The following is a 24709-nucleotide window of genomic DNA, read 5'->3' on the forward strand; positions in this document are numbered from 1 at the left end:
TGGTGAACATAGGCCTCACTCGGGCAGCACCTGTCCGGTCAGGACATGGGCGTGGACGTGGAAGACCGATTGGCCGGCGTCCTCCCCCGTGTTGAAGATCAGCCGATAGGCTCCGTGGAAGTCCTTGTCGGCGATCTGCTGCGCCACCTGGACGATGTGGGCCAGGGTATCGGGATCGGCCTTGGCCAATTCGGCCACTGACCCATAGTGGTGGCGCGGGACGATCAGGACATGGACGGTGGCCTTGGGGTTGGCATCCTTGAAAGCGTAGACGGTCTCATCCTCATAGACCTTTTCGCTGGGGACATCCCCTGCCACGATTCTGCAGAAAATGCAGTCCTCTTGTCGATCGTCATCGCTCATGACCACTCCTTACCGTTTGCCGACATGGCTGTTTTTGGCGTTTTCGCTGTTTTCCATCTTATTGTCGAGGTCGTATATTGCGCGCGACTTCATGCGCTGGGCTCAGGGGCTTCGCAGTGCCAACGACCCAGCATGTCCGCCAGCAGGGTCAAGGCCACAGGTCCGGCCAAAGCGGCACGGAGGATGTTGCCCCCCAGCCGGACCGGTAGGGCCCCCTGCCTCATCATGCCCTGAATCTCCTGATCGGCAATGCCTCCTTCGGGGCCCACAACTATGGCGACCGACGAGCCCGATGGCAGCTTATGTACGCGTTTGCGGACCGCATCCCACCCAAGGTCGGCATCCTGGTGCAGTACCAGGACCAGACTTCCCTGATCGGTCGCCTTCCGGCACCAGGAGGCCAGGCCATGGCTGTCCACCTTGTCCAGCAGTCGAGGGCGGTAGGCCCTCCGGCTCTGTTCGGTGGCAGCGTCCAAGGCGGCTTTCCAGTGCCGGTCGTTGCGGCCGGGCCGCCATTTGGCTATGGACCGGTCAGCCTGCCAGGGCATGATCTGATCTACTCCGATCTGGGTGGCCATATCAATGGCCTGCTCGTCCCTGCCGCCCTTGGCCAGGGCCTGAACAAGAATCAGTTCCTTCTCGGGAGGTGCCTGCCGCCCAACGGCGGTGACCTCCACCAGGCCGGTCGATGCATCCCTGACCAGGGCGCTGATGCGCAGTCCGTCCCCGTCCGATAGATCCAGCTGGTCCCCGCTCTTCAGCCTCATGGAGCCCAGGGCATGGCGGCGGATGTGCTCGGGCAGGGTCAGGCGCCAGCCGGTATGGAGCTCATCGCTGGCCAATGGGGAATCATCATGGTCGGGATCCAGCAGGAAGAGGGGTGCGGTCATGGTGTCAGGCTACAGCCCGCCGCCGAAAAGCACTCACTGTGACGACACGCTCCCCCGATCGCCCAGTGCACGATGTCGCCTGAGATGCTATGATTATCTCCGTTGCGATTACGCACCTGTCCGGGTGGCGGAATGGTAGACGCGCTAGCTTGAGGTGCTAGTGCCTATATTTATACAGGCGTACGGGTTCAACTCCCGTTCCGGACACTCGATTCCACGTCGTTGGGGACTACCGCGGTTCGTATCCTTTCCAATTTGCATATTTACCGAGGATCAGTGTCACATATAGAATTCGCAAATCCATGTATGGCCGGAATCGTGGCTTTGATTCATGCAGCTGATCAATACGGCCCTTTTTGACTTATCGCCTGACTTCTTCACTGAAATGACCACGGCCTGGTTTTCGGTCGCGCCGCCTATGCTGTTGTCAGAACGAGAAGGAGGTATGGCAGGCGTGCTCAAGGTGAGAATCGACTCCATCGAGGATGACAGAATCGAGGCCTACACCAGGCTAACCGAGCCGCAGCTGCGCAATCGTCTGGAACCAGCCAAGGGTCTGTTCATCGCCGAGTCCCCCAAGGTCATCGCCCGTGCCCTGGATGCCGGGGTTGAGCCCATTTCCTTCCTGGTGGAAGAGCCCTGGCTTGAGGGAATGCGCTCCATGTTCGACCAGGTGGACGCAGCCTTCGGACCCAATGTTCCCGTCTACGTGGCCAGCCCTGCACAGCTCAAGACCATCACCGGGTACCGGCTGCATCGGGGCGCGCTTGCCGCCATGCGACGCTGGCCCCTGCCAACCGTGGAGCAGATCTGCCACTCGGCAAAGCGTGTGGCCGTCATGGAGAACATCGTTGATCACACCAACATCGGCGCCCTGATGCGTTCTGCGGCAGCCCTGCAGGTGGATGCGGTCCTGGTCACCCCCTCCTGCTCGGATCCCCTCTACCGCAGGGCCGCACGGGTCTCCATGGGTACGGTCTTTCAGGTTCCCTGGACCAGGATTGGCGGCGATGACGTCCACGCCTGGCCCGACCAAGGCATGAAGCAGCTGCATGATCTGGGTTTCACCACGGCGGCCATGGCCCTGAACCGTGATGCCATCAGCCTGGATGAACTGGCTGAACGCCTAGGACCAGGGACGGACCGGATCGATCGTCTGGCCCTGATATTCGGTACCGAAGGCGACGGGCTAAGCCACAGGACCATCGCCCGGGCGGACCTGACCGTGCGCATCCCCATGAGCCACGAGGTGGACAGCCTGAATGTGGCTGCCTCAAGTGCAGTGGCCTTCTACGCGACCAGACCCGAACACGCTAGCTGATCCCAGCCAGCTGACTGAGCCAGCCAACCGACCGAGCCAGCCAACCGACTGGGCCCTTTGCTGCGTAGCAAATTCCTGCCGCCCTGAGTCTTTTCACTGCCTGGCTCAATACCGGGTGAACCTGACGCAATCAGTGGTCTTGGGAGACGGCCGGCGAATCCTCATGAATGTAGTCGTCAGGATCGATGGTCCCCCGCCAGCGGCCGATGGCCTTGAGGCCGTGGTACATGACCAGCGTTGCCACAGAGCCGATGGCGATGCCGTTGAAGCTGACCCCGGCCACCGCGAAGGTGAAGTCCGCGATGCCCACGATCATGACGACGGCGCCCACGGTCATGTTGACGGACTTGCCGAAGTCCACCTTGTTCTCCACCCAGATGCGGATGCCCAGCATGCCGATCATGCCGTATAGCATGGTGGTGACCCCGCCCAGAACGCCTGTGGGGATGGTGTTGATGATGGCCCCGAACTTGGGGCAGAGGGAGAGCAGGAAGGCGAAGATTGCGGCGCACCAGTAGGCGGCCGTGGAGTAGACCTTGGTGGCGGCCATGACGCCGATGTTCTCCGCATAGGTGGTGGTGCCCGAACCTCCGCCCAGCCCTGCCAGCGTGGTGCCCAGCCCGTCGGCCATCAGGGCGGTTCCGATCTGATCGTCATAATCGCGGCCGGTCATCAGGGCCACCGACTTGACGTGACCGATGTTCTCGGCCACCAGGACCAGGACCACCGGGATGAACATGGCCAGGACGGACGGGTCGGCCTGAGGGGTGTGGAAGTGGGGCAGACCGAACCAGGCGGCCTTCTCCACAGCCGCGAAGTCGACCTGGCCCTGGGTGACCGCGAAGATGTAGCCGACGATGACACCCAGAAGGATGTTGAGCCGGCCGATCAGACCCCTGAAGAGGACGGCTATCAGCATGACGGCCACCAGGGTGACCAGGGCGGTCAATGGTGCGGATTTGAAGTTCTTCCAGGCCGAGGGCGCCAGATTGAAGCCGATGATGGCCACGATGGCACCGTTGACCACCGGGGGCATGATCATATCGATCCAACGCGAACCGGCGAAGTGGACGATCAGGCCGATCAGGAAGAGCAGGGCGCCGGTGACCATGATCCCAAAGGAGGCCACAGCCAGACCCTTGTGGGCGGTGGTCACTGCCAGGACGGGAGCGATGAAGCCGAAGGAACTGCCCAGGTAGGAGGGCAGACGGTTGCGGTTGATCAAGAGGAAGAGGGCCGTGGACATGGCCGTGAAGAAGAGGGTGGTAGAAGGGTCGAATCCGGTCAGAATGGGGACCAGGAAGGTGGAGCCGAACATGGCGATGACATGCTGGGCGCCGATGCCCGCCGTTCGTGGCCATGTGAGTCGCTCATCGGGTTCCACCACTTCGCCCGGAGCCAATGTTTTCCCGTCGCCGTGCAGTTTCCAGCCCATGGACAATGCCATTTCACTGTGCTTTCTCTCATGCGCCGTGCCGGTCACGGCGGACCGGAAACATCAGTATATTCGCATGGGAGGACCCAGGTCAGTCTACCGGGCGGATAACCTCACTGATAGGTGGGCATGTTCTCGAAATTGAAGCCGATGGCGGCCAGCTGCTCACGACCCTCAGGAGTGATCATGTCCAGGGTCCAACGCGGCGACCAGGTCCAGTCGATGCGGAACTCCTCGACCAGGCCCGCCAGGACGCTGGCGCATTGGTCCTCGATCAGGTCGGTCAGCGGGCAGGCCGGCGTGGTCAGGGTCATGGTGATGATGGCCCGTCCCAGTTCGTCGATTTCGATGCCATAGACCAATCCCAGGTCGACCACATCGATGCCCAGCTCGGGATCGATGACCTGGTGCAGGGCCTCCCTGACATCCTCGGCTGTGGCCCGGCCGATGTCGTCGACGGCCTTGAGAGGGATGGCCTCTTCGGCGGCTGCCTCGGCATCAGCGGCATTCTGGTCTGCAGTCTTCTCACCATTGGCGGCCGACGCACTGGCTGGGGTTTGGGCACTCGAGCCTTGGTCCGCTGACGGGCCTTCAGGGGAGCCTTCAGAGTTAGCTGTGTTGGCACGCTGATCGTCAGACTTGGCCGAATCGGACTTCTTGTCCGCCTGGCCGTCAACCTGACGCATGGAACCGCCTTCGGCCGACTTCAGAACCGTCTCGGCACCCAGGGGATTGCTGGCCAGGGCCTGTGCCGTGCCGGGATCGCTGATGGCCCTGCCCACCGAGGCCAGGATGGAGTCCTGGGGTTCGGGCACCAGATTCGTATTACCGCTCATACCTGCTCCTCCTTCTCACCTTTGTCGCCTTCTCGTCCAGCTGACAGGGCCTGGGCCACCGAGGCCTTCATGCCCTCCCAGCCCAGCAGGGCGCACTTGATTCGCATGGGATACTTGGACACGCCCTGGAAGACCATGGCATCGCCAAGAGCGTCCTGCGTCTTCTCATCCTCAAGTCCGGCTCCGCGCGACTCCATGAGCTTGCGGAAGTCGGCAGCCAGGTCCATGGCATGATCGACGGTCTGCCCCTGGACCAGATCCACCATGATGGACAGGCTGGCTTGGCTGATTGAGCAACCCGAACCCTGCCAGACGATCCGCTGGATGAGGTCGGGACCACCCTGCTCGCCGGGCGCCACCTCCACATGGATGGTGGCCTGATCTCCGCAGGTGGGATTGAACTGATGGGACTCGGCAGCCAGGCAGGCCTCATGCTCCACCCTGATGGTCACGCCGTCGCCAGCCGGGTCCCCCCCGGCACCAGCCTGATCCCCTACACGCCCGTGAGGATCCCGGGCTGCATCCAGGATCACCTCCTGGTACATCTGCTCCAGTTCCTCGTCATCCATCCCGAAATCCGCCATGTCCTCAAACCTACCAGTATGTCTTTGCCAAAACCGTCGATGCGCTGCCGGTGAAGACCCTCAGGCCACCCGGAAGAACTTGCGGACCCCGGAGACGGCATCCAGCAGGGCATCCGTGTCGGCCACGGTATTGTACACGCCGGTCGAGGCCCGGTTGGAGGCCATCAGGCCGAAGTGTCGATGGACCGGTTGGGCGCAGTGGTGTCCCACGCGGATGGCGATGCCGCGCGAATCCACATACTGGCCCACGTCATGGGGATGGACCCCCTGCACGTCGAAGGCGACCGTGCCGATCCGATCCTTCGGAGTGGTCGGCCCCAGGATGCGTACCCCGTCCAACTCCCCCAGCCTCAACAGACCGGCGGTGATGGCCTTCTCGTGTTCGGCCACGTTCTCCATACCCAGATCCATCAGCCAATCGGCGGCTACGCCAGCACCTATCATCTGGGCCACCGGCTGGGTACCGGCCTCGAACCGGGCCGGAGGATCCATGTAGCTGGCTGGACGGTCCAGATAGGCTAGCTCCACCATGGATCCGCCGAATGATGCCGGAGGCAGGGCCTCAAGCAGCTCTCGGCGGCCATAGAGGAAGCCCACGCCGGTGGGGCCATACATCTTATGCGCACTCCAGGCGGCGAAGTCCACATCCATGGCATGCAGATCGATAGGCAGGTGAGGCACCGACTGGCACACATCCAGCACCACCAGGGCGCCCACCTGGTGGGCACGACGGACGATAGGCTCGATGTTGGTGATGGCGCCGGTCACATTGCTGACGTGGGTGACGGCGACCACCTTGGTCCGCTCGGTGATGACCTGGTCGGCGGTATCGGCCAGAACACGGCCTTCATGGTCCAGATCAAAGTACTTGAGGACCGCCCCGGTCCGGTAGCAGAGCTCCTGGAAGGGCAGGAGGACCGAGTGGTGCTCGGCCTTGCTGACCACGACTTCATCGCCAGGCTTCAGGGCGAATCGACGTGCTGCCTTGCCTCCACGGCCCAGGCTGGCGTTTCCGAAGGAGGTGGCCAACAGGTTCAGAGCGGCTGTGGCCCCGGCGGTGACGACAATCTCCTCTCCGCCCTCCTGGCCTTCTGCGCCGACCAGGGCGGCCACGCGGGAGCGGGCATGCTCGAAGGCCATGGTACTGCGGGCGGCCAATTCGTGCGCGCCCCGATGCACCCCGGCATTGTCCTTCAGATAGAAGTCCCGAACGGCATCGATGACCGCCAGGGGCTTCTGGGCAGTGGCAGCCGAATCCAGATAGACCAGGGGGTGGCCATGCACCTGCTGGTCCAGAATCGGAAACTGCTGCCGGATGCTGTCATCGATGACCATTGCGGACCTCTTCTCTTATCCTCAGGCCAGGGCTGATTCCGAGTTGGCACCCTCGGGCAGGTACTGGTCGTACCCGGTCTCCTCCAGGGTGTCGGCCAGCTCGGGACCGCCGGTCTTCACGAAGCGACCGTCAGCGAAGACATGGACGATGTCAGGCTTGATGTACTTGAGGATCCTGGTGTAGTGGGTGACCATGAGCACGCCCATGCCGGTGTTCTCCTTGGCCCTGTTGACCCCTTCGGAGACGATGCGCAGAGCGTCCACGTCCAGCCCGGAGTCGGTTTCGTCCAGGATGGCGAACTTGGGCTTGAGCAGCTCCAGCTGCAGGACCTCGGCCCGCTTCTTCTCGCCGCCCGAGAAGCCCTCGTTGACCGAGCGCTGGGCGAATTTGGAATCCATGCGCAGCCGCTTCATGGCATCGTTCAGATCCTTGGTCCACTGGCGGATGGCCGGGGCCTTGCCGTCGACCTCGGTCTTGGCGGTACGCAGGAAGTTGGTCATGGACACACCCGGCACCTCGACCGGGTACTGCATGGCCAGGAAGAGTCCGGCCTTGGCCCGCTCGTCCGGGGTCATCTTGAGCAGATCGTGCCCATCCAGCAGGGCCTGGCCCGAATCCACCTCATACTTGGGATGACCCGCCAGGGTGTAGGCCAGGGTGGACTTGCCCGACCCGTTGGGCCCCATGATGGCGTGGGTCTCACCGGAGTGGACGGTCAGCGTGGCCCCCTTGAGGATCTGCTTGCGACCCTCCTTGGTCTCCACTGAGACGTGCAGATCCTTGATTTCCAATGTGGACATGTCAGTTCTCCTCCAAAACGTGCTGCATCTCTTGATCCTCGCCGGCCGCCAGCCTGCGGTCGATGACCCCCATCAGGTGCCCGGAGACGCTGGGGACGTCGATCTCCTCCACCAGTTCGCCGAAGAAGCCCCGAACCACCAGCTTGCGGGCCTCCTGCTCGGGGATGCCGCGGGACTGCAGGTAGAAGAGTTCCTCGTCGTCGAAGCGTCCGACCGAACTGGCATGGCCTGCCCCGATGATGTCGCCGTTCTCGATCTCCAGGTTGGGCTCGGAGTCGGCGATGGCCCCAGGGGTCAGCACCAGATTCCTGTTGAGCTCGTAGGAGTCGGTTCCAGGCGCGGTGGGCTGAATGAGCGCGTTGCCCACCCAGGTGGTGTGCGCGCCGATTCCGTCCAAGGCCCCCTTGTAGACCACACGGGACTTGCAGTTGGGATGGTTGTGCACCACCATGGTCCGGTGCTCCATGTGCTGGCCGGGATCGACGAAATAGATGCCCAGCATGTTCAGGTCGCCCTGCTCGCCGCCGAAGTCCTGGTCCATGCGCAACCGCACCACATCGCCGCCCAGGCTGACCACCGAGTGACGCAGGGAGGCCTCGGCGCCCAGGTGGATGCGGTGGTTGCCTACATGCTTGCTGCCCTTGTCCCACTCCTGGATGAAGGTGGTCGACATCTGCGAATTGTCACCGATGTCGATTTCAACGCCCTCAGCCAGACGTGCCTGGCCCTGGTGCTCAACCACCAGATCGGCCTTGGTGCCCGCCTCTGCCTTGATGACCAGGTGGAAGGCATCCAATTCAGGGCCGCCGCCGTCCACACGGACCAGCACGGGCTGATCCAGGGTGCCCCTGAGGTTGACCACGGTCGCCTGTTTGCCGCTGGCCCACTCCACAGCGGCTGCTCGGTCGCTGGGCTTGAGGACGGTGCCGCAGGGGGCCTGATCCATGGGAATCCGGCTGAAGCTGACCTGGTCCGCAGGCGGTTCCGACCCGTCGATCATGGAGACCGAGACCTTGGTCAGGCCGCTGGGCTGGAAGACGGTGAAGAACTCCTCCATCCGGTCGATGGGGGTGAACCGCCAGTCATCCTGCTTGCGGGTGGGCATGGGGAAGTCGTCAGGATCGAAGGAGCGGGGCTCCTTGTCGGCGCTGGACGGCATGGTGGCCGGGAAAGCATAGGGATCCTTGGGATCCGCGTGCGGAATGGTTACTTCGCTCTTCTGTGACATCAGCCTACCGAACCCTCCATCTGCAATTCGACCAAGCGGTTGAGCTCCAACGCGTACTCCATGGGCAGCTGCCGGGAGATGGGCTCCACGAACCCGCGCACGATCATGCCCATGGCCTCCTTCTCCTCCAGGCCGCGGCTCATCAGATAAAAGAGCTGGTCCTCGGAGACCTTGGAGACGGTGGCCTCGTGGGCCATGGAGACGTCGTCCTCGCGAACATCCACGTGCGGGTATGTGTCCGAGCGGGAGTAGTCGTCCACCAGCAGGGCATCGCAGACCACCGAGGAGGAGGACTTCTCGGCCCCCTTGATGATCTTGACCAGGCCACGGTATGCGGCCCTCCCCCCGTTGCGGGAGATGGACTTGGAGACGATGGTGGAGGAGGTGTGGGGTGCCAGGTGGATCATCTTGGCGCCCGTGTCCTGGTACTGGCCTTTGCCGGCGAAGCCCAGGGAGAGGGTCTCGGCCTTGGCGTAGGGCTCGGCCAGGATGCAGGCCGGGTACTTCATGGTCGCCTTGGACCCGATGTTGCCGTCAACCCACTCCATGGTGCCGCCCTCGCGCACATAGGCACGCTGGGTGACCAGATTGTAGACGTTGTTGGACCAGTTCTGGACCGTGGTGTAGCGCACACGGGCGTGGGGCTCGACCACAATCTCCACGTTGGCCGCATGCAGGGAGTCGGTGGAGTAGATGGGGGCCGTGCAGCCTTCCACATAGTGGACGTAGGAACCCTCGTCGGCGATGATCAGCGTGCGCTCAAACTGCCCCATGTTGGGCGTGTTGATGCGGAAGTATGCCTGCAAGGGGATGTCCACATGGACGCCCTTGGGCACGTATACGAAGGATCCGCCCGACCAGGCCGCCGTGTTCAGGGCGGCGAACTTGTTGTCATCCGGAGGGATGACCGTGGCGAAGTACTTGCGGAAGAGGTCCGGGTACTCCTTGAGGGCCGTGTCCGTATCCAGGAAGATGACTCCCTGTTTGCGCAGGTCTTCGCGGATGGAGTTGTAGATGACCTCGGACTCGTACTGGGCGGCAACGCCGGAGACCAACCGCTTCTTCTCGGCCTCGGGGATGCCCAGCCGGTCATAGGTGGTGCGGATGTCGTCGGGCAGGTCCTTCCAGTCCTTGGCCTGCTCCTTCAAGGGCTTGACGTAGTACTTGAAGTCGTCGGCATCGAACCCGCTCAAATCCACGCCCCACTTGGGCATGGGCTTCTCCATGAAGGCCCGATAACCCTTGAGACGCATCTGCAGCATCCAGTCAGGCTCGCCCTTGTCGGCCGAGATCGCCCGGACCACGTCCTCGTCGATGCCCTTGTGGGCGTTGCGCCCGGCATCGTCGGAGTCATGCCAGCCATAGGTATAGTCGCCGAACTCGGAGATGATCTGGTCGTCTTTTTTGATTTTTTCTTCATTGACGCGGGAGCGGTCGGCCACATACTGGCTCATTTCCACATCCCGCGATGTGTCTGTCCGCTGCGAGGTGCTGTCCACGAGCTGAGACCTCCTAACACACGCACGGCCGCCATATGCGGCCGATCACACCATTACAGGATAACCGGGGCACTGGTGAACCGCCAGACCCGGGCTTACGCTCTCTAAGGAATCCGACACTTCCTCTTGACAAGAGCGCCGATATGGACAATCGCCCGCCTCCCCACAAGAGGGAAACGAGCGATCATACCGAAAGGGTCCGAAAGGAATCGACCTCAGGCGGCCTCCTGGCCCCCGTGCTCCAGGCTGGCCTTGACCAGGCCGGCGAAGAGAGGGTGCGGCTTGGTGGGCCGGGACTTGAACTCCGGGTGGGCCTGGGTGCCCACATAGAAGGGGTGCTGGTCCTGGGAGAGCTCCACGAACTCGGTCAGCTGCCCGTCCGGGCTGGTGCCCGAGATGTGCAGTCCGGCCTTATCCAGCCGCTCCTTGTAGGCCACGTTGACCTCGTAACGGTGGCGGTGACGCTCGGAGATCTCGGTGGAGCCGTAGAGCCGGGCCACCAGGGAATCGGGCTTGAGCACCGCCGGGTAGGCGCCCAGCCGCATGGTGTGGCCCATGTCGCCGTGGCCGGCCACGATGTCCTTCTGCTCCTCCATGGTGGCGATGACCGGGTTCTCGCAGTCAGGCTCGAACTCCGAGGAGTTGGCGTCCTCAAGCCCCAGGACGTGGCGGGCGAACTCGATGACCATGGACTGCAGACCCAGGCAGAGTCCCAGGGCTGGCAGGCCGGTCTCGCGGGCGTAACGCAGGGCGCCGATCTTGCCCTCGATGCCGCGGATGCCGAAGCCTCCGGGGACCACGATGCCGTCCACGCCCTCCAGGGCCTTGCGGGCACCATCCATGGTCTCGCAGGTGTCGGCCGCCACCAGCTTGACCTGCACCTGGGACCAGTTGGCGAAGCCGCCGGCCTTCAGCGCCTCGATGACCGACAGGTAGGCGTCAGGCAGGTCGATGTACTTGCCCACGATGGCGATGGCCACCTTGGTACGGGGGTTATGGACCCGGTCCAGCAGGTCCTCCCACTCGTTCCAGTCGACGTCGTGGAAGGGCAGCCCCAGCTTGCGCACCACGTAGGTATCCAGACCCTCCTTGTAGAGAATCTTGGGCACGTCGTAGATGCTGGGCGCATCCACGCAGTTGACCACGCCCTCGGCATCCACATCGCACATCAGGGAGATCTTGTCCTTAATGCCCTGGTTGAGCGGCCGGTCCGAGCGCAGCACCAGGGCATCGGGGGCGATGCCCAGCTGGCGCAGGGCCATGACCGAGTGCTGGGTGGGCTTGGTCTTGAGCTCGTGGGCGGCGGCCACGTAGGGCACCAGGGAGACATGGACGAACATGCAGTTGTCCGGGCCGATGTCCCGACGCACCTCGCGGGCGGCCTCCATGAAGGGCTGGGACTCGATGTCGCCCACAGTCCCGCCGATCTCGGTGATTATCACATCCACATCGTCGCTGGCCTGGGCCCGCATGCGGCTCTTGATCTCGTTGGTCACGTGGGGAATGACCTGGACGCACTGGCCCAGGTACTCCCCCGCCCGCTCCTTGCGCAGGACGGACTGGTAGATCTGGCCGGTGGTCACGTTGGCCTTCTGGGAGAGGAAGACGTCGGTGAAACGCTCATAGTGGCCGATGTCCAGGTCGGTCTCGGCCCCGTCCTCGGTCACGTAGACCTCGCCGTGTTGGAAGGGGTTCATGGTCCCCGGATCGACGTTGATGTAGGGATCCAGCTTCTGTTGAAGAACGCGGATTCCGCGGCTTCTCAGCAGTCGGCCCAGAGAGGATGCGGTCAGCCCCTTGCCCAGTGAAGAGACCACGCCGCCGGTGACGAAAATGTGTTTGGTGATATGCCCTTGCGAATTTCCATGTTCTCTGACCATGGAACTTCAGCCTATCAGGCAGGAGCGACCAGAAACCGGCCAACACTCGAGGAGGAGGGACGGATTCAGGCACGGCTCAGATGCAGGTGGTCGCCCAGGTAACGGCCGGTCACCGAATCCGGGTTGCGGGCCACGGATTCAGGGTCGCCCTGGGCCACGATTCTTCCGCCCCGATCACCGCCCCCCGGGCCCATATCGACCACATGGTCGGCGTTGGCGATCATGTCCAGATCGTGCTCGATGAAGACAACCGTGGCCCCCTTGCTGACCAGACGTTCCAGCACTCCGATTAGGACGCGCACATCCAAGGGATGCAGGCCGGTGGTGGGCTCGTCCAGGACGAACATGGAGCCGTTCTGCCTGCGGCCCAGCTCGTTGGACAGCTTCAGCCGCTGGGCCTCCCCGCCAGACAGGGATGGGGTGTCCTCCCCCAGGGTCAGGTAGTCCAGGCCCAGGTCCTTCAAGGTCTGCAAGCCTCGGCGGATAGCTGTGTACTCGCGGCCCTGTGCGAAGACCTCCAGGGCCCGGCCCACCTCCATGGCCAGCAGATCGGGCAGGCTCAGCGGCTCCTGGTGGGACGGCGTGGACAGGCGATAGTGCTCGGCCTCCGGACGGTATCGACGACCCTGGCAGCTGGGACAGGTGATGGGGATGTCGGGCAGGAACTGCACGTCCAGGCTGATCTGCCCGGTTCCGTCGCACTGTGGGCAGCGCAGGGATCCGGTGTTGTATGAGAATGCCGAGATGCCGAGCTTGTCCTTTTTCGCCTGGTCAGTGGCTGCAAAGAGGCGGCGCAGCCGGTCCATGAGCCCCGAGTAGGTGGCCACCGTGGAGCGCACGTTGATGCCGATGGGCGAGGAGTCCACCAGGCGAACCCTGTCGATGCCCGCCGGATCCAGGCTATGCACATGCTTGGGCATGGGGTGGCCTTGGATGCGGGCCTGAAGGGCCGGGACCAGGGACTCCAGGATCATGGTGGTCTTGCCGGAGCCGGATACGCCGGTCACAGCCGTCATGCACCCACGAGGAATGGCCAGATCCAGAGGATGGACCGTGTGAATGGGTCCTGACTGCATGTGGATCCACCCATTCCCTGCAGGCATGGGATGCCGGTCCCGTACCAAAACGGATTCACGTCCGTCCAAAAAGCCGGCGATGCGCGAATCCGTGTCTGCGGCGATTCGCTCTGGGGCTCCCTGGGCGAGTATCCTGCCGCCGCGCTCCCCTGCCCCGGGACCCATTTCAATCAGATAGTCGGCTGATTGCAGAACCTTGACGTCGTGGTCGACGAAAACCACCGAATTGCCGTCGGCCAGCAGGTCGCGCATGACCCCTATGAGCCCCTCCAGGTTGGCAGGATGCAGACCGGTCGAGGGCTCGTCCAGCACATAAAGCACGCCGGTGGTCTCGTTACGCACGGCCCTGGCCAACTGGGCCCGCTGCCGCTCACCTGTGGACAGGGAGGCACTGGAGCGGTCCAGTGTCAGGTAGCTCAGTCCCAGCTGGATCAACCGCCTGCCCATCTCGTCCAGGGTCTTGCACAGGGCCGAGGCCATGGGCCGCATGGGTTCGGGCAATGTGGGCGGCAGTTTCCGACCCCAGTCCAGCACCTTATCCAGGGGCCAGGAGGTGACCTCGGCCAGATTGTTCCCGTTGATCTCGGGCAGACGCGCCTGCTGGTTGAGCCTGGTGCCCTTGCAGTCCGGGCAGGTCCGCTCGGTCAGGAACTTGGCCACCTTGGCCAGACGCTTGTCGTCGTTGGCCCTCTTGAGCTCCTCGGTCACGGTCAACCGTGCGTTGCGGAAGGTGAAGTCCAGCTCGTGGACCCCCTTGATCGAAGTGATGGTGATGTGCTTCTTCTCGGCCGGGCCCTCGAAGACGATCCTCCGCTCCCGATCAGTCAGATCCCGCCAGGGCACGTCGGTGCGGACTCCGAACTCGCGAACGATGTCGGGCTGGACATTGAAGCCGAAGGTCCGCCAGGGCACCACGGCCCCCTGGTCGATGGTCAGGCTGTCGTCGGGGACCAGGGTGGCGTCGTCCACCTCGCGCACGGTCCCGGTCCCCTGGCAGGTGGGGCAGGCTCCCAGGGAGTTGAAGGCCAGCTCCTCGGCGCTGGGGGGCTCCACCTTAGCGCCGCAAATCGGGCAGGTGATGGGCATCTCGGCCGCCACGGCCAGGGTGGGCGCCTGGCGATGGCCATTGGGGCAGACGTGGCTGGCCAGCCGGGAGAACATCAGCCTGAGCACGTTGAGCAGCTCGGTGGCGGTGCCGAAGGTGGAGCGCATGCCGCCCACGCCCGGCCGCTGACGCAGAGCTAAAGCCGGAGGCAGGAAGCGCACCGAGTCAACCTGGGGACGCTGGGCCTGGGTCATCCGCCTCCTGGTGTAGGTGGACAGGGACTCCAGGTAGCGGCGGGAGCCTTCGGCATAGAGGACTCCCAGAGCCAGGGAGGACTTGCCGGAACCCGAGACCCCCGCGATGCCCACCAGGCGATTCAAAGGAATGTCGACATCCAGATTGCGCAGGTTATGGACCCTGGCGCCGCGGACAAGGATGGCCTTGGGCGGTGCGGAGAGTTTCCTGCCGGTCTCCCCGCCCTCGCTCATGCGGTCTCCAACAGGTGGGCCACTGCTTCCAGGGCCAGCCGGTAACCGTAGAAGCCCATGCCGGTGATGGTGCCGGTGGCCACCGGCGAGATGACGCTGCGTCGGCGGAAGGCCTCGCGGGATGAAGGATTAGAAATATGGACCTCCATCAGCGGCAGCCCTGCCTGGGTGACCTGGACGGCGGCATCGGCAAGCCCATAGCTGTAGTGGGTGAAGGCGGCCGGGTTGAGCACTACGGCACTGCCTTGGTCCACTGCCTGATGCATCCAACGGATGACCTGGCCCTCGTCATCCGATTGCAGCACCTGGACATCCAGACCCAGCTGCCGGCCCCAGTCTTCGCAATCCCTGGTCAGGGTCGCCAGATCCTGACGACCGTAGACTTCAGGGTCCCGCACACCCAGCCGACCCAGGTTGGGTCCGTTGACCACCAGAACCGTCTGCCTGCCCTTGTAGGCATCCGCCATCTGTCATCCCTCCTCGCGTATGGCCTGGAAGGCCTCCTTGAGCGCCGAGACCGGCGGGTCGTCCAGGTGGGTGGGTTTGCCCAAACCATCAAGAATGATAAACCGCAACTTGTTGCCACGAGCCTTTTTGTCCCGATGCATGAGGGCCAACACCTGATCGAAGTCTCCCCCATTCCACCAGGTTCTCAGTCCCAGCGAAGACAGAAGACGCCGATGATAGTCGACCGCCTCCTGATCCAGGTGGCCGGTGATCCTGGCCAGCTCGGCTGCGAAGACCATGCCCACGGACACGGCCTGACCATGCCGCCAGGTGAAGTGTTCGATCTTCTCAATGGCGTGGCCAAGGGTGTGACCATAGTTGAGGAACTCCCGCAAGCCGGATTCCTTGAGGTCCACTGAGACGTGCCGGGCCTTGACCTCTACGGTACGTTCGATCAGTTCCTGGACAACCGTGCCCAGCCACTGGTCGGACTCCCGTCCGTTGAAGGCGCGCAGGGACTCGGCCCGCTCCTCCAGCTCACGCAGGATGCCGCCGTCCATGATGAATCCGGACTTGGCCACCTCGCCCAGGCCCTCTACAAAGATCTCATTGGGCAGGGTCCGCAGGGTCCGCAGGTCAGCCAGGACGCCGGCAGGGGTATAGAAGCTGCCGACCAGATTCTTGCCCTGCTCGAGGTTGATGCCGGTTTTGCCGCCGGTGGAGGCATCGACCATGGCCAGCAGGGAGGTGGGGCAGTTCACATAGCGAATGCCGCGCATCCAGGTGGCGGCGATGAACCCGGCCTGGTCTGTGGCCGCTCCCCCGCCCAGTCCCACAACCGCGTCGGAACGGGTGAAGCCCTCGGTGGCCAGACGTTCCCAGATGCCCTGGCTGACCTGGATGGTCTTGCCGGCCTCCGCGTCGGGAATGGTCAGATCCACCACCTGATACCCTGCCTGGCGAAGCAGGGCCCGGGCATGGTCGGAATGGCGCTGGACCGGCTGGGTGTGAATCAGGGCCACCCTCATGGTCTGGTCGCCGAGCAGCTCATGCAGTCGCCCGGTCACCCCGGCGCCGATCCTCACATCGTAGGGATCGGGACCGCTGACGTGAACCACCCGCTCAGTCAAGGCATCGGCCAGCCTTCGGGCCAGGGCACGGGGGGTGGTGTTCCTGGATTTGAGGGTGATGGTGGCCAGCTCCTGGTAGACGCTGCGCCGCTCGCGATAGAGGGCCATCCAGCGCTCCGATGCGCCGCCGCGAAGAAGGGGGCGGTGATCCGAGCGAGCCGCCCGGCTTACGCCCTCCTCGGGGTCGATCTGCAGGTAGACCACAGCACCGCCTGCCCGCCGATAGTCCTGGAGCGCCTGGAAGACACCGGTACTCATGGGTGCGCCTCCACCCAGGGACAGGATGCCACCAGGAAAGTCCTTCAAAAGGTCCAGGACCGCCCGGGTCTCCATGTCACGGAAAGCCTGCTCACCCTGAGTGTCGAAGATCTCACTGACCGACCGACCCGCTTCTTCCTCGATGCACTGGTCCGTATCCCGGAAGGGCGCCTTGATCAGGGCGGCCGTCTCCCTGCCCAGACGGGTCTTGCCCGCGCCGGGCATGCCGATGACGACGGCCTTGGGCATACTGCTGCTTTCAATCATGCAAGACCGCCCCTCACCGCAGATGCTCGGGCCAGGACTGGAGGTAGGCCTGGGCGTTGCGCCGAACCTCCTCGAGCGAGTCGCCGCCGAACTTCTCCAAAGCGAATCGGGCCAGGGTCAGGTTCATCATGGCTTCGCCGATCACTGCGGCGGCGGGCACGGCGGTCACATCGGAACGCTGATGGATGGCCTGGGCAGGCTGGCCGGTGGCCACATCCACCGTGCGCAGGGCCCGCGGCACCGAGGAGATGGGCTTCATGGCAGCCCTCACCCTGATGGGCTGGCCGTTGGAGGTGCCGCCCTCCAGTCCGCCTGCGTGGTTGCTGAGCCTGCGGATGGTGCCGTCCGGACCGGGCTCCATCTCGTCATGGGCCTGTGAACCAGGGCGATCAGCCTCCCTGAATCCGTCGCCGATCTCCACGCCCTTGATGGCCTGAATGCCCATGAAGGCGGCGGCCAGGGCCGCATCCAGACGCCGGTCGTCCTCCACATAGGTGCCCAGGCCTGCAGGCACGCCATAGGCGATGACCTCGAAGACCCCGCCGGCGGTGTCGCCGTCCTTCTTGATCTGGTCGATCTTGGCCATCATCTGCTTCTCGGCGTCCTTGTCCAAGGTCCTGACCGGCGAGGCGTCCAAGGCGGGTCCGTCCTCAGGGCCGGGCGTGACCTCATGCCCCTCCAGGCCGACCCCGGCTATGGAGATGACGTGGGAGACGGTCCGTATGCCCAGGGCCTGCCGCAGGAAGTCTGCGGCCACCGATCCCAGGGCCACCCTGGAGGCGGTCTCCCTGGCCGAGGAGCGCTCAAGGACGGGACGCGCATCCGTGAATCCGTACTTGCGCATGCCGGTCAGATCGGCGTGGCCGGGCCTGGGCCTGGTCAGCGGGGCGTTGCGACCGGTCGCCGGGGGCTCCTGATCGGCGGGCAGCTCGTCCACGCTCATGATCCGCTCCCACTTGGGCCACTCCGTGTTGCCGATCTCGATGGCCACCGGTGAACCGAGCGTGCGCCCATGCCTGACTCCGGTCAGCAGACGCACCTTGTCCTGCTCAAAGCCCATTCTGGCCCCGCGGCCATAGCCCAGCCGACGACGGGCCAGGGCCGATTCAATGTCCTTGGTGGACACGGCAACCCCTGCGGGCAGACCCTCCATCATGGCCACCAGGGCCTCTCCATGGGATTCCCCTGCCGTCTGCCAGCGCAACATATTCAAGCTCCTCGTTCGTTCCTCGTTTGCCAGGTTAGGGCTACCTATGATTATCTTAGAAGATGGTCTACCTCATCCCAGCGCCGGGACTGCTGACCGCCCTCCTCCTGGCCCTGATCGATATCCGTTCCCGGCGAGTCCCACGTCTTCTGGTGTTCTTCGGACTGATACTGCAGACCGTGACCCTGCTGTGCTTTTGCCTGATCCAGGCTCAACCGATGCTGCTGGTGCAGTGCCTGCTACTGACCCTGGCATGTTCAGGCCTTCAGCTCTTGCTGGCTCTGGTCCGACCCGGCGCCCTGGGACTGGGCGATGTGACGGCTACGGGTCTGGTCGCCCTGAGCCTGTCTGTTCTGGGATGGACCACCATCCTGGTCTGGTGGCTGATGATGGGCCTGCTGGGGCTGGCCGCCCTGGCTCTGGTCTGGTTGGCCCGTCGCCGCGGGTCGGCCAGGACAGACGACCCTCTCTCGCTGGCCTACGTCCCGGTCATCCTGGCCGCAGCGGTGGTGGCCCTGCTCATCGCAGCCATCTAGGACCGGCAACTGAGATCCAGGGACAATACGCTACTTGCCCTGCTCGTTGTGCTGGGACTCCCAGGCCTTGTACTCCTTGACGTCGCGGTTGAACTGATCCGGGTTGTCGCTGAACCTGGTCTCTCCGGTATCCATGTTGACGGTCACGAAATAGAGCCAATCGCCCGACTCGGGGTGCATGACAGCCTGGATGGCCTCGTCTCCCGGGCTGCCGATGGGGCCTGGTGGCAGACCCTGATGGACCCTGGTGTTGTAGGGGTCGTTGGCATTCTTCAGCATGGCATCGGTCAGCTTCAAGGCGGAGACATTGTTGGAGTAGGCCACAGTGCTGTCCATGCCCAGAGGCATTCCCTTGGCCAATCGGTTTTCGATGACCCGGGCCACCTTGCTGTAGTATTCCGACTTGTTGACCTCGGCCTCGGTGATGGAGGCCGTGTTGAGTATGGTCTGCCGCTCCTGGCCGCCGGGTACGCCCAACTGGTCCAGGTGCTCGATCCGCTTGGAGACCAGGTTGCCCAGGATGGCCTTGGCCGACCCGGCCTTGCGCACGTCGTACTCGCCAGGCTGCAGCCACCCCTCGAAGTTGCCCTGCGCCTCCTGGGGCAGGATATCCTCGCCCTTGGCCTGGATCAGGGCATCGAATTCGCTCTGTGGAACACCGGAGAGCTGGGCGGCCCGGGCAACCACATCGCGGACCCGCTCGCCGGCCCTCACCTGCAGAAAGCCTCCGGCCTTACTTCGGTCGGTCAGAATGGCCACCACGTCGGAGGCCTTCATCCGCAGACGCAGATCGAAGGTGCCGGGCAGGAGCCTGGATTCGGACTGGGCGCTGGAGATGGCCTGCAGGAAGGCGGCCGTGGACTTGACCACCCCCGCCTTGACCAGATTGGCGCCCACCTGATCAGCCCCCTGGCCGCTCTCGACCGTGAACTCCAGGGGCTGTCCGCCCGGGCCTGGATAGTCGGGGGCGACCTCCTTGGTGGCTACGATCCGGGGGGCGCCATGGCGCAGCCCACCTACCAGAATCACCACACAGGAGGTGGCCAGCACGACCGCAAGGGCGATGATGATGGTCATGATCTGCTTGCGATGCTTGCGCCTTTCGCGCCGACGGCGCATCTCACGGCGTGAACGAGGAGGACGCGGCGGCATGGCGGAAACCGGGGCCTGCCCATCGGCAACCCACTGGACCTTGTCCTGGAAGAATTCCTGCATGTCGTCGGCCAATTAGCACTCCTTGTCGGCACGTTGGTCGTCCAGGGCCGACTGCAACAGCACAACAGCGGACTGCTGATCGACCACGGGACGATGTCTTCGCCCGTCCACACGGGCATCGTAGAGCTGGCGATGGGCGCTGACGGTCGTCAGTCGTTCGTCTCGCAATACTACACTGGGCAGCTGCTCAGGGGCAATATCGGCATCCTGGGCCGCCTCCTGCAGGCGACCGGTCAGGGCACGCACCCAACGGGCCGCCTTTTTGGCGCTGCGACCAGCCTGGCCGCTCAGAAGCAGGGGGTGTCCGACTACGACCCTGGACACGCATTTGTCCATAATCAGGTCTTCCACCTGGTCCAGGGCTTGGAAGTAGTCACCCTGAACCCTGATGTTGCCAGCGGGAAAGGCCAGGGTCAGCTCCGGGTCCGACAGGGCCAGACCCACCCTGGCCTCACCAAGATCCACCCCCAGCCACACGGCTGTCTGTGATCCCACGGGAAAGCTCAGCCCTCTTGGACCTGATCGCTCAGGGCTTTCAAGGCCCGATCGATGGCCGAAGCATCCTGGCCTCCGCCCTGGGCGAATTCAGGCTTGCCACCGCCGCCGCCTCCCAGGACCCTGGAGGCCGTCCTGACCAGGTCGCCGGCCCTAAGACCGCGGTCACGGGCCGCCTGGTTGGTGGCTACGAAGATGACAGGCTTGTCGTCCTCGCTGACACCGGCCAAGGCGACCACAACCGGGTATTCATCGCCCATACGGGCCCGCAGGTCGGTCACCGTCTTGCGCAGGGCATCGACCGAGCCGAAATGCCCCATGTTCCGGGATGCAACCTTGACCTCACCCGGGGCATGCAGGGCCTGGTTGGCCAGCTCGGGCACAGCCTGGGCCATCTGCTGCTCATATGTGGCTGCCAGTCGACGGTCGGATTCCTTGAGCTTGGCCAGCAGAGCCGAGATCCTGGACTCAAGTTCGTCAGGGCGGGCGTTGAGCTTGTCGGAGAGCTGAGAGACCAGGGCGTGCTCACGGGCGTTGTATTCGTAAGCCCCCTGGCCCACCACGGCATCGACACGACGAACGCCGGTGCCCACCGAGGCCTCGGACATGATGGAGACCGCGCCGATCTTACCCACGTGGTCCACATGGGTTCCCCCGCAGAGCTCACGGCTCCAGCCGTCCTCGCCTATGGAGACCACACGGACCACATCGCCGTACTTCTCCCCGAAGAGGTGCATGGCGCCCAGGGCGATGGCGTCGTCATACTTCATCTCCTGCGCGGTCACAGCCAGGTTGTCGCGCAGCCGGTCGTTGACACGGGCTTCCACAGCATCCATGGCCTGGCGGCTGGGGGCCTGCGACCACTGGAAGTCGAAACGCAGCCTGTTGGGTGCATCCTCGGAACCGCGCTGCGTGGCCTGGGGACCCAGTTCCTCTCGCAGGGCCTTGTGGACCATGTGCGTGGCGGTGTGCGAGCGGGCAATGGCCCCGCGCCGGTTCCGGTCGATGTTGGCCGTGACCTTGGCCTGCAGGGTCAGCGTCCCTTCCGTCAGCCGGCAGCGGTGGATGGTCAGCCCCTTGATGGGCTTCTGCACGTCGTCCACCTCCAGGACGGCCCCATCGTCGGTCAGAATCTCGCCCTGGTCGGCCAGCTGGCCACCGGCCTCGGCGTAGAAGGGCGTGCGGTCCAGAATCACCTCGACCTGGGCAGGGGCCTTGACGGCCGGAACCGCTCCCTTGCCTTCCTGGATGATGCCCAGGACGGTCGAGCGGCTGGAAAAGTCGGTGTAGCCCAGGAAGACCTGAGGTTCGTCCAGGCTCTTGCGCATATCGTCGTATACGCTCAGGTCCACGTTGTGCCGCTTCTTCATGGCATCGGCGCGGGCCCTGGACTTCTGCTCGTTCATGAGCTTCCGGAACTCGTCCTGATCCACCTTGACGCCCTGTTCGGCAGCCATCTCCAGGGTCAGTTCGATGGGGAAACCGTAAGTGTCATGCAGGGTGAAGGCATCCTTGCCGGAGACCTCGGGATCGCCCTTCCCGCTCTTGGCCTTGTTGACGGCCGTATCCAGAATGGTGGTCCCCTTGTCCAGGGTCCGGCGGAAGGCCTGCTCCTCGCCATAGGCCGATTCGGCCACTTCGGAAAAGGTGTCGTTGAGCTCTGGGTAGCTGGGGGCCATGGCCTCCTTGGAGACCGGGAAGAGCTGGGGCAGAACCTCCTGGTCCACACCCAGCATCTTCATGGAGCGGATCGTCCGGCGCAGCAGTCGACGCAGCACATAGCCCCGGCCGACATTGCTGGGACGGACGCCGTCGCTCATGATCATCAGGGCCGAGCGGACATGGTCGGCCACCACACGGAAGCGCACGTCATCCTGGTCATCGTCGCCGTAGTGCCGACCAGACAGGCCCTCGGCAGCCTGTATGACGGGATAGACCTCGTCAGTCTCGTAGATGTTCTGCTTGCCTTGAAGCAGATAGGCCAGGCGCTCCAGGCCGGCGCCGGTGTCGATGTTCTTGTGCTCCAGCTCCCCCACGATGTGCAGGTCGGTCTTGGAGCGGACATTGTCCACCTCGTAGTTTTCGAAGACCAGATCCCAGATCTCGATATACCGGTTCTCGTCTGCCGAGGGGCCGCCCTCCTTGCCATAGGCAGGGCCGCGGTCCACGTAAATTTCGGAGCAGGGGCCGCCGGGGCCGGGGCCGCCGGTGGTCCAGAAGTTGTCCTCCATGCCCAGGATTTCCATGTGCTCGGGGTCGAAGCCCTCGTTCTTCCACAGGGAGCGAGCCTCGTCATCGTCGGTATAGGTGGTCACCCAGATCGTATCGGGGTCGAAGCCGTAGCCGCCCTGATCCTGGGGCTTGGTCAGCAGGTCCCAGGCATAGTGGATGGCCTCCTCCTTGAAGTAGTCCCCGAAGGAGAAGTTGCCCAGCATTTGGAAGAAGGTGCCGTGACGGGTGGTCTTGCCCACCTCATCGATGTCCAGGGTGCGCACGCACTTCTGGTTGCTGGCCATCCGGCTCTTGGGCGGGGTCTGCTCCCCCAGCAGATAGGGGATGAAGGGAACCATGCCGGCGATGGTGAAGAGCGTGGTGGGATTGGGCGAGATCAGAGAGGCGGAGGGAACCACCAGATGATCCTTGTCCTGGAAATAATCGAGGAAACGCTTGGCGATTTCCGATGTGCGCATGCTGCTTCTGCTCCTTCAGACCCGATGAACGCCGACTGGATTACGGGTTGTCAAATGACTCGGTTGTCCAGGGCGCGGACAAGTCGCCCACACTCCGGACCCATGGGTGAATATGGTGAATTTTACACCGGCCAGGCGCATCTGTCCTGGCTTGTCCGCCCCAGGCTCAGCCCTGGAAACGGTCCAGATAGCGGCGGTCCAGCTCATCCTGCCGCTGGTGCATGGTCTGGGTGAACTGGCGTACCAGGCCGGACAGGGTCCGTGAGGCCACCTGGTCCTGGTCCTCGCCCAGCACGAATTCCCTTGCACGCTTGGGGATATTGGCCCTGACATAGGCCTCGGCCTTGGTCACCAGGACTACACCTGCCGTGACGCCCAGCCCCATCCAGAAGATCCGTTTGAACATCAGCGGGTACTCCCCTCGTTCCCTTGGCCGTCATTGGCCTTTTTTGCAGTGGAAGGTTTGGATTCGGCACTGTCGCGGCCTCCTGAAAGGAATGACGAGATCGTCTTGCGCAGGGCATAGAGGAAGGCTGCCGCTTTGATGACCGGCTTGCCCAGCATCGATCCGTACAGGTCGGTCAGGGCGCCGAGGTTGCCTGCCGTGGTCGAGGCCGCTGCGGAGATGCGATTGACGTCGGTCAGGGTCTGGTTGAGCTGGGTGACCGTGCTGGTGGACTCGTCCAGGGTGGGCACGACATGGTCGCCCGCCTGCTTGATGGTCTGCGCCAGCTGGTCGAAGAGCTTCCCCAGACGAATCAGGGGATAGATCAGAAACCCTGCCAAGATAGCGAAGGCAATGGCCGCTATCAGGCCGGCAATCTGTCCTACGTCCATCTGCTACCTCTCTTCCATTGGTACGATACTGGGGACAACGCTAGCACGCGCCGTCTATCAGACCAGGCCATGACCGGCCGGTTGAAGCCGGTTCAACGGTTGAAGGACCGAACCTGCAGGGCGCGCTCAAAGGGGGCCTCCGTATCGAAGTCGAATATGGTGACGCTTCCGTTGCTCGGGCGGCTGCTGGTGTCGTAACGACCGCCGCCGAAGCGGTTGACCAGACTGAGCAGGGTGTTGCCGTGCGAGATCAGCAGGACGCGGTCGCCATTCTTCAGATGCGGGTCGGCGGCGATCAGGGCGAATCCTCCGGCAATCCGAGTCCAATACTCGTTGTCGGACTCGGCATCGCCAAATGGGTCGGCCTCCTTGAGGAAGTCCCTGGTGGCGGACAGACCGAACTGGTCCACAATCTGCTGGTAGGTGCCTGCTCCATGGGGCGCGCCTGCAGCCCACCAGGCCATGGCCATGTCCTGCCCCTCGAAGTAGCCGTAGAACTGCTCGCGGAAGTGGCTGTCGCTGACCGGTTCAGGCTTGTTCCCAGACTGGTTCTGGGCCAGGATCCTGTGGACTGTCTCCTGGGCCCGGGTGGTGTCCGAGCAGTAGGCGGCCGCAAAACTGACCTTAGTTAATTTACGACCTGCACGGTCGGCATCCTCCAGCCCCGATGAAGTCAAGGGCGAGTTGGACCAGCCCTGGAGACGGTTGTAGCGATTAAAATAGGTCTGCCCATGGCGGACGGCATACAGATGGAGCAACATGCCCCTATTATCCCACCCATACCCCAGCGGGGGCGGCAAATCCTGACATGCAAAGGGCCCCGGACGAACCGGGGCCCCAAAGTTC

General features: G+C 63.7%; 22 protein-coding genes and 1 tRNA gene. 3 read left to right on the forward strand and 20 right to left on the reverse strand.

Annotated elements, in window-relative coordinates:
- Positions 1-15: 15 nt before the first annotated feature.
- A complete protein-coding gene (locus tag JF70_RS04340) occupies positions 16-363 on the reverse strand; it encodes a histidine triad nucleotide-binding protein (protein ID WP_045935422.1) in 348 nt (115 codons plus the stop codon).
- A gap of 89 nt (positions 364-452) precedes the next feature.
- Positions 453-1253, reverse strand: a complete 801-nt coding sequence (locus JF70_RS04345; RefSeq protein WP_045935423.1) for a 16S rRNA (uracil(1498)-N(3))-methyltransferase — start codon at positions 1251-1253, stop codon at positions 453-455.
- Between the two features lie 118 nt (positions 1254-1371).
- Here JF70_RS04345 and JF70_RS04350 point away from each other — a divergent pair.
- Positions 1372-1460, forward strand: a tRNA-Leu gene (locus JF70_RS04350).
- Between the two features lie 238 nt (positions 1461-1698).
- The gene (locus tag JF70_RS04355; RefSeq protein ID WP_045935424.1) at positions 1699-2574 is read left to right on the forward strand and encodes a TrmH family RNA methyltransferase; all 876 of its coding nucleotides are present in this window, start codon (positions 1699-1701) and stop codon (positions 2572-2574) included.
- A 130-nt stretch (positions 2575-2704) separates the two neighbouring features.
- Here JF70_RS04355 and JF70_RS04360 read toward each other — a convergent pair whose 3' ends face one another.
- The 12 genes from JF70_RS04360 to aroC all read right to left on the reverse strand — a co-directional run bounded on the left by JF70_RS04360 (position 2705) and on the right by aroC (position 18090).
- Positions 2705-4021 carry a uracil-xanthine permease family protein gene (locus tag JF70_RS04360; RefSeq protein WP_045935425.1) on the reverse strand — a complete coding sequence of 439 codons (1317 nt, stop codon included), beginning with the start codon at positions 4019-4021 and terminating at the stop codon, positions 2705-2707.
- A gap of 101 nt (positions 4022-4122) precedes the next feature.
- A complete protein-coding gene (locus JF70_RS04365; RefSeq protein WP_045935426.1) occupies positions 4123-4845 on the reverse strand; it encodes a metal-sulfur cluster assembly factor in 723 nt (240 codons plus the stop codon).
- Positions 4842-5429 carry a Fe-S cluster assembly sulfur transfer protein SufU gene (gene sufU / locus JF70_RS04370; protein ID WP_045935427.1) on the reverse strand — a complete coding sequence of 196 codons (588 nt, stop codon included), beginning with the start codon at positions 5427-5429 and terminating at the stop codon, positions 4842-4844. Before sufU ends, JF70_RS04365 begins: the two co-directional genes overlap by 4 nt.
- Positions 5430-5489: 60 nt before the next feature.
- Complete coding sequence (locus JF70_RS04375) at positions 5490-6764, reverse strand: SufS family cysteine desulfurase (protein ID WP_045935428.1); 1275 nt, start codon at positions 6762-6764, stop codon at positions 5490-5492.
- Between the two features lie 21 nt (positions 6765-6785).
- Positions 6786-7565 carry a Fe-S cluster assembly ATPase SufC gene (gene sufC, locus JF70_RS04380; RefSeq protein WP_045924505.1) on the reverse strand — a complete coding sequence of 260 codons (780 nt, stop codon included), beginning with the start codon at positions 7563-7565 and terminating at the stop codon, positions 6786-6788.
- 1 nt (position 7566) lies between these two features.
- Entirely contained in the window at positions 7567-8793 is a 1227-nt protein-coding gene (gene sufD, locus JF70_RS04385) for a Fe-S cluster assembly protein SufD (RefSeq protein ID WP_045924506.1), read from the reverse strand.
- A complete protein-coding gene (gene sufB, locus JF70_RS04390; protein WP_154313578.1) occupies positions 8793-10247 on the reverse strand; it encodes a Fe-S cluster assembly protein SufB in 1455 nt (484 codons plus the stop codon). The genes sufD and sufB overlap by 1 nt, the downstream gene beginning before the upstream one ends.
- 260 nt (positions 10248-10507) lie before the next feature.
- A complete protein-coding gene (locus JF70_RS04395) occupies positions 10508-12172 on the reverse strand; it encodes a CTP synthase (RefSeq protein ID WP_045935429.1) in 1665 nt (554 codons plus the stop codon).
- 65 nt (positions 12173-12237) lie between these two features.
- A complete protein-coding gene (locus JF70_RS04400; RefSeq protein WP_045935430.1) occupies positions 12238-14781 on the reverse strand; it encodes an excinuclease ABC subunit UvrA in 2544 nt (847 codons plus the stop codon).
- The gene (gene aroQ, locus JF70_RS04405) at positions 14778-15248 is read right to left on the reverse strand and encodes a type II 3-dehydroquinate dehydratase (protein ID WP_045935431.1); all 471 of its coding nucleotides are present in this window, start codon (positions 15246-15248) and stop codon (positions 14778-14780) included. Before aroQ ends, JF70_RS04400 begins: the two co-directional genes overlap by 4 nt.
- A gap of 3 nt (positions 15249-15251) precedes the next feature.
- Positions 15252-16883, reverse strand: coding sequence for a bifunctional shikimate kinase/3-dehydroquinate synthase (locus JF70_RS04410; RefSeq protein ID WP_045935432.1), 1632 nt, complete (start codon positions 16881-16883; stop codon positions 15252-15254).
- Between the two features lie 13 nt (positions 16884-16896).
- Entirely contained in the window at positions 16897-18090 is a 1194-nt protein-coding gene (gene aroC, locus JF70_RS04415) for a chorismate synthase (protein WP_045935433.1), read from the reverse strand.
- A 62-nt stretch (positions 18091-18152) separates the two neighbouring features.
- Between aroC and JF70_RS04420 the strand changes: the two genes are divergently transcribed.
- Positions 18153-18626, forward strand: coding sequence for a hypothetical protein (locus tag JF70_RS04420; RefSeq protein WP_045935434.1), 474 nt, complete (start codon positions 18153-18155; stop codon positions 18624-18626).
- Positions 18627-18656: 30 nt separating this feature from the next.
- Here JF70_RS04420 and mltG read toward each other — a convergent pair whose 3' ends face one another.
- The 6 genes from mltG to JF70_RS04450 all read right to left on the reverse strand — a co-directional run bounded on the left by mltG (position 18657) and on the right by JF70_RS04450 (position 24624).
- A complete protein-coding gene (mltG, locus tag JF70_RS04425) occupies positions 18657-19853 on the reverse strand; it encodes an endolytic transglycosylase MltG (protein ID WP_045935435.1) in 1197 nt (398 codons plus the stop codon).
- The gene (ruvX, locus tag JF70_RS04430; RefSeq protein WP_082069392.1) at positions 19854-20336 is read right to left on the reverse strand and encodes a Holliday junction resolvase RuvX; all 483 of its coding nucleotides are present in this window, start codon (positions 20334-20336) and stop codon (positions 19854-19856) included.
- Positions 20337-20344: 8 nt separating this feature from the next.
- Complete coding sequence (alaS, locus tag JF70_RS04435) at positions 20345-23026, reverse strand: alanine--tRNA ligase (protein WP_045935436.1); 2682 nt, start codon at positions 23024-23026, stop codon at positions 20345-20347.
- Between the two features lie 166 nt (positions 23027-23192).
- Entirely contained in the window at positions 23193-23432 is a 240-nt protein-coding gene (locus JF70_RS04440) for a hypothetical protein (protein ID WP_045935437.1), read from the reverse strand.
- The gene (locus JF70_RS04445) at positions 23432-23863 is read right to left on the reverse strand and encodes a DUF948 domain-containing protein (protein ID WP_045935438.1); all 432 of its coding nucleotides are present in this window, start codon (positions 23861-23863) and stop codon (positions 23432-23434) included. Before JF70_RS04445 ends, JF70_RS04440 begins: the two co-directional genes overlap by 1 nt.
- A 92-nt stretch (positions 23864-23955) precedes the next feature.
- Positions 23956-24624, reverse strand: a complete 669-nt coding sequence (locus tag JF70_RS04450) for a histidine phosphatase family protein (protein ID WP_045935439.1) — start codon at positions 24622-24624, stop codon at positions 23956-23958.
- Between the last annotated feature and the right edge of the window lie 85 nt (positions 24625-24709).

Origin of the sequence: Bifidobacterium mellis (assembly GCF_000967265.1) — a bacterium.
Taxonomy (GTDB): Bacteria; Actinomycetota; Actinomycetes; order Actinomycetales; family Bifidobacteriaceae; genus Bombiscardovia; species Bombiscardovia mellis.

Excerpts from the sequence above, each read along its gene's own strand:
- aroC (WP_045935433.1), bottom strand. The coding sequence starts at position 18,090 with ATGTTGCGCTGGCAGACGGCAGGGGAATCCCATGGAGAGGCCCTGGTG.
- JF70_RS04340 (WP_045935422.1), bottom strand. The coding sequence starts at position 363 with ATGAGCGATGACGATCGACAAGAGGACTGCATTTTCTGCAGAATCGTG.
- JF70_RS04420 (WP_045935434.1), top strand. The coding sequence starts at position 18,153 with ATGGTCTACCTCATCCCAGCGCCGGGACTGCTGACCGCCCTCCTCCTG.
- JF70_RS04345 (WP_045935423.1), bottom strand. The coding sequence starts at position 1,253 with ATGACCGCACCCCTCTTCCTGCTGGATCCCGACCATGATGATTCCCCA.
- sufB (WP_154313578.1), bottom strand. The coding sequence starts at position 10,247 with ATGAGCCAGTATGTGGCCGACCGCTCCCGCGTCAATGAAGAAAAAATC.
- JF70_RS04445 (WP_045935438.1), bottom strand. The coding sequence starts at position 23,863 with ATGGACGTAGGACAGATTGCCGGCCTGATAGCGGCCATTGCCTTCGCT.
- JF70_RS04450 (WP_045935439.1), bottom strand. The coding sequence starts at position 24,624 with ATGTTGCTCCATCTGTATGCCGTCCGCCATGGGCAGACCTATTTTAAT.
- JF70_RS04395 (WP_045935429.1), bottom strand. The coding sequence starts at position 12,172 with ATGGTCAGAGAACATGGAAATTCGCAAGGGCATATCACCAAACACATT.
- JF70_RS04410 (WP_045935432.1), bottom strand. The coding sequence starts at position 16,883 with ATGATTGAAAGCAGCAGTATGCCCAAGGCCGTCGTCATCGGCATGCCC.
- JF70_RS04440 (WP_045935437.1), bottom strand. The coding sequence starts at position 23,432 with ATGTTCAAACGGATCTTCTGGATGGGGCTGGGCGTCACGGCAGGTGTA.
- JF70_RS04360 (WP_045935425.1), bottom strand. The coding sequence starts at position 4,021 with ATGGCATTGTCCATGGGCTGGAAACTGCACGGCGACGGGAAAACATTG.
- alaS (WP_045935436.1), bottom strand. The coding sequence starts at position 23,026 with ATGCGCACATCGGAAATCGCCAAGCGTTTCCTCGATTATTTCCAGGAC.
- sufU (WP_045935427.1), bottom strand. The coding sequence starts at position 5,429 with ATGGCGGATTTCGGGATGGATGACGAGGAACTGGAGCAGATGTACCAG.
- sufC (WP_045924505.1), bottom strand. The coding sequence starts at position 7,565 with ATGTCCACATTGGAAATCAAGGATCTGCACGTCTCAGTGGAGACCAAG.
- aroQ (WP_045935431.1), bottom strand. The coding sequence starts at position 15,248 with ATGGCGGATGCCTACAAGGGCAGGCAGACGGTTCTGGTGGTCAACGGA.
- JF70_RS04400 (WP_045935430.1), bottom strand. The coding sequence starts at position 14,781 with ATGAGCGAGGGCGGGGAGACCGGCAGGAAACTCTCCGCACCGCCCAAG.
- JF70_RS04365 (WP_045935426.1), bottom strand. The coding sequence starts at position 4,845 with ATGAGCGGTAATACGAATCTGGTGCCCGAACCCCAGGACTCCATCCTG.
- JF70_RS04355 (WP_045935424.1), top strand. The coding sequence starts at position 1,699 with ATGGCAGGCGTGCTCAAGGTGAGAATCGACTCCATCGAGGATGACAGA.
- sufD (WP_045924506.1), bottom strand. The coding sequence starts at position 8,793 with ATGTCACAGAAGAGCGAAGTAACCATTCCGCACGCGGATCCCAAGGAT.
- JF70_RS04375 (WP_045935428.1), bottom strand. The coding sequence starts at position 6,764 with ATGGTCATCGATGACAGCATCCGGCAGCAGTTTCCGATTCTGGACCAG.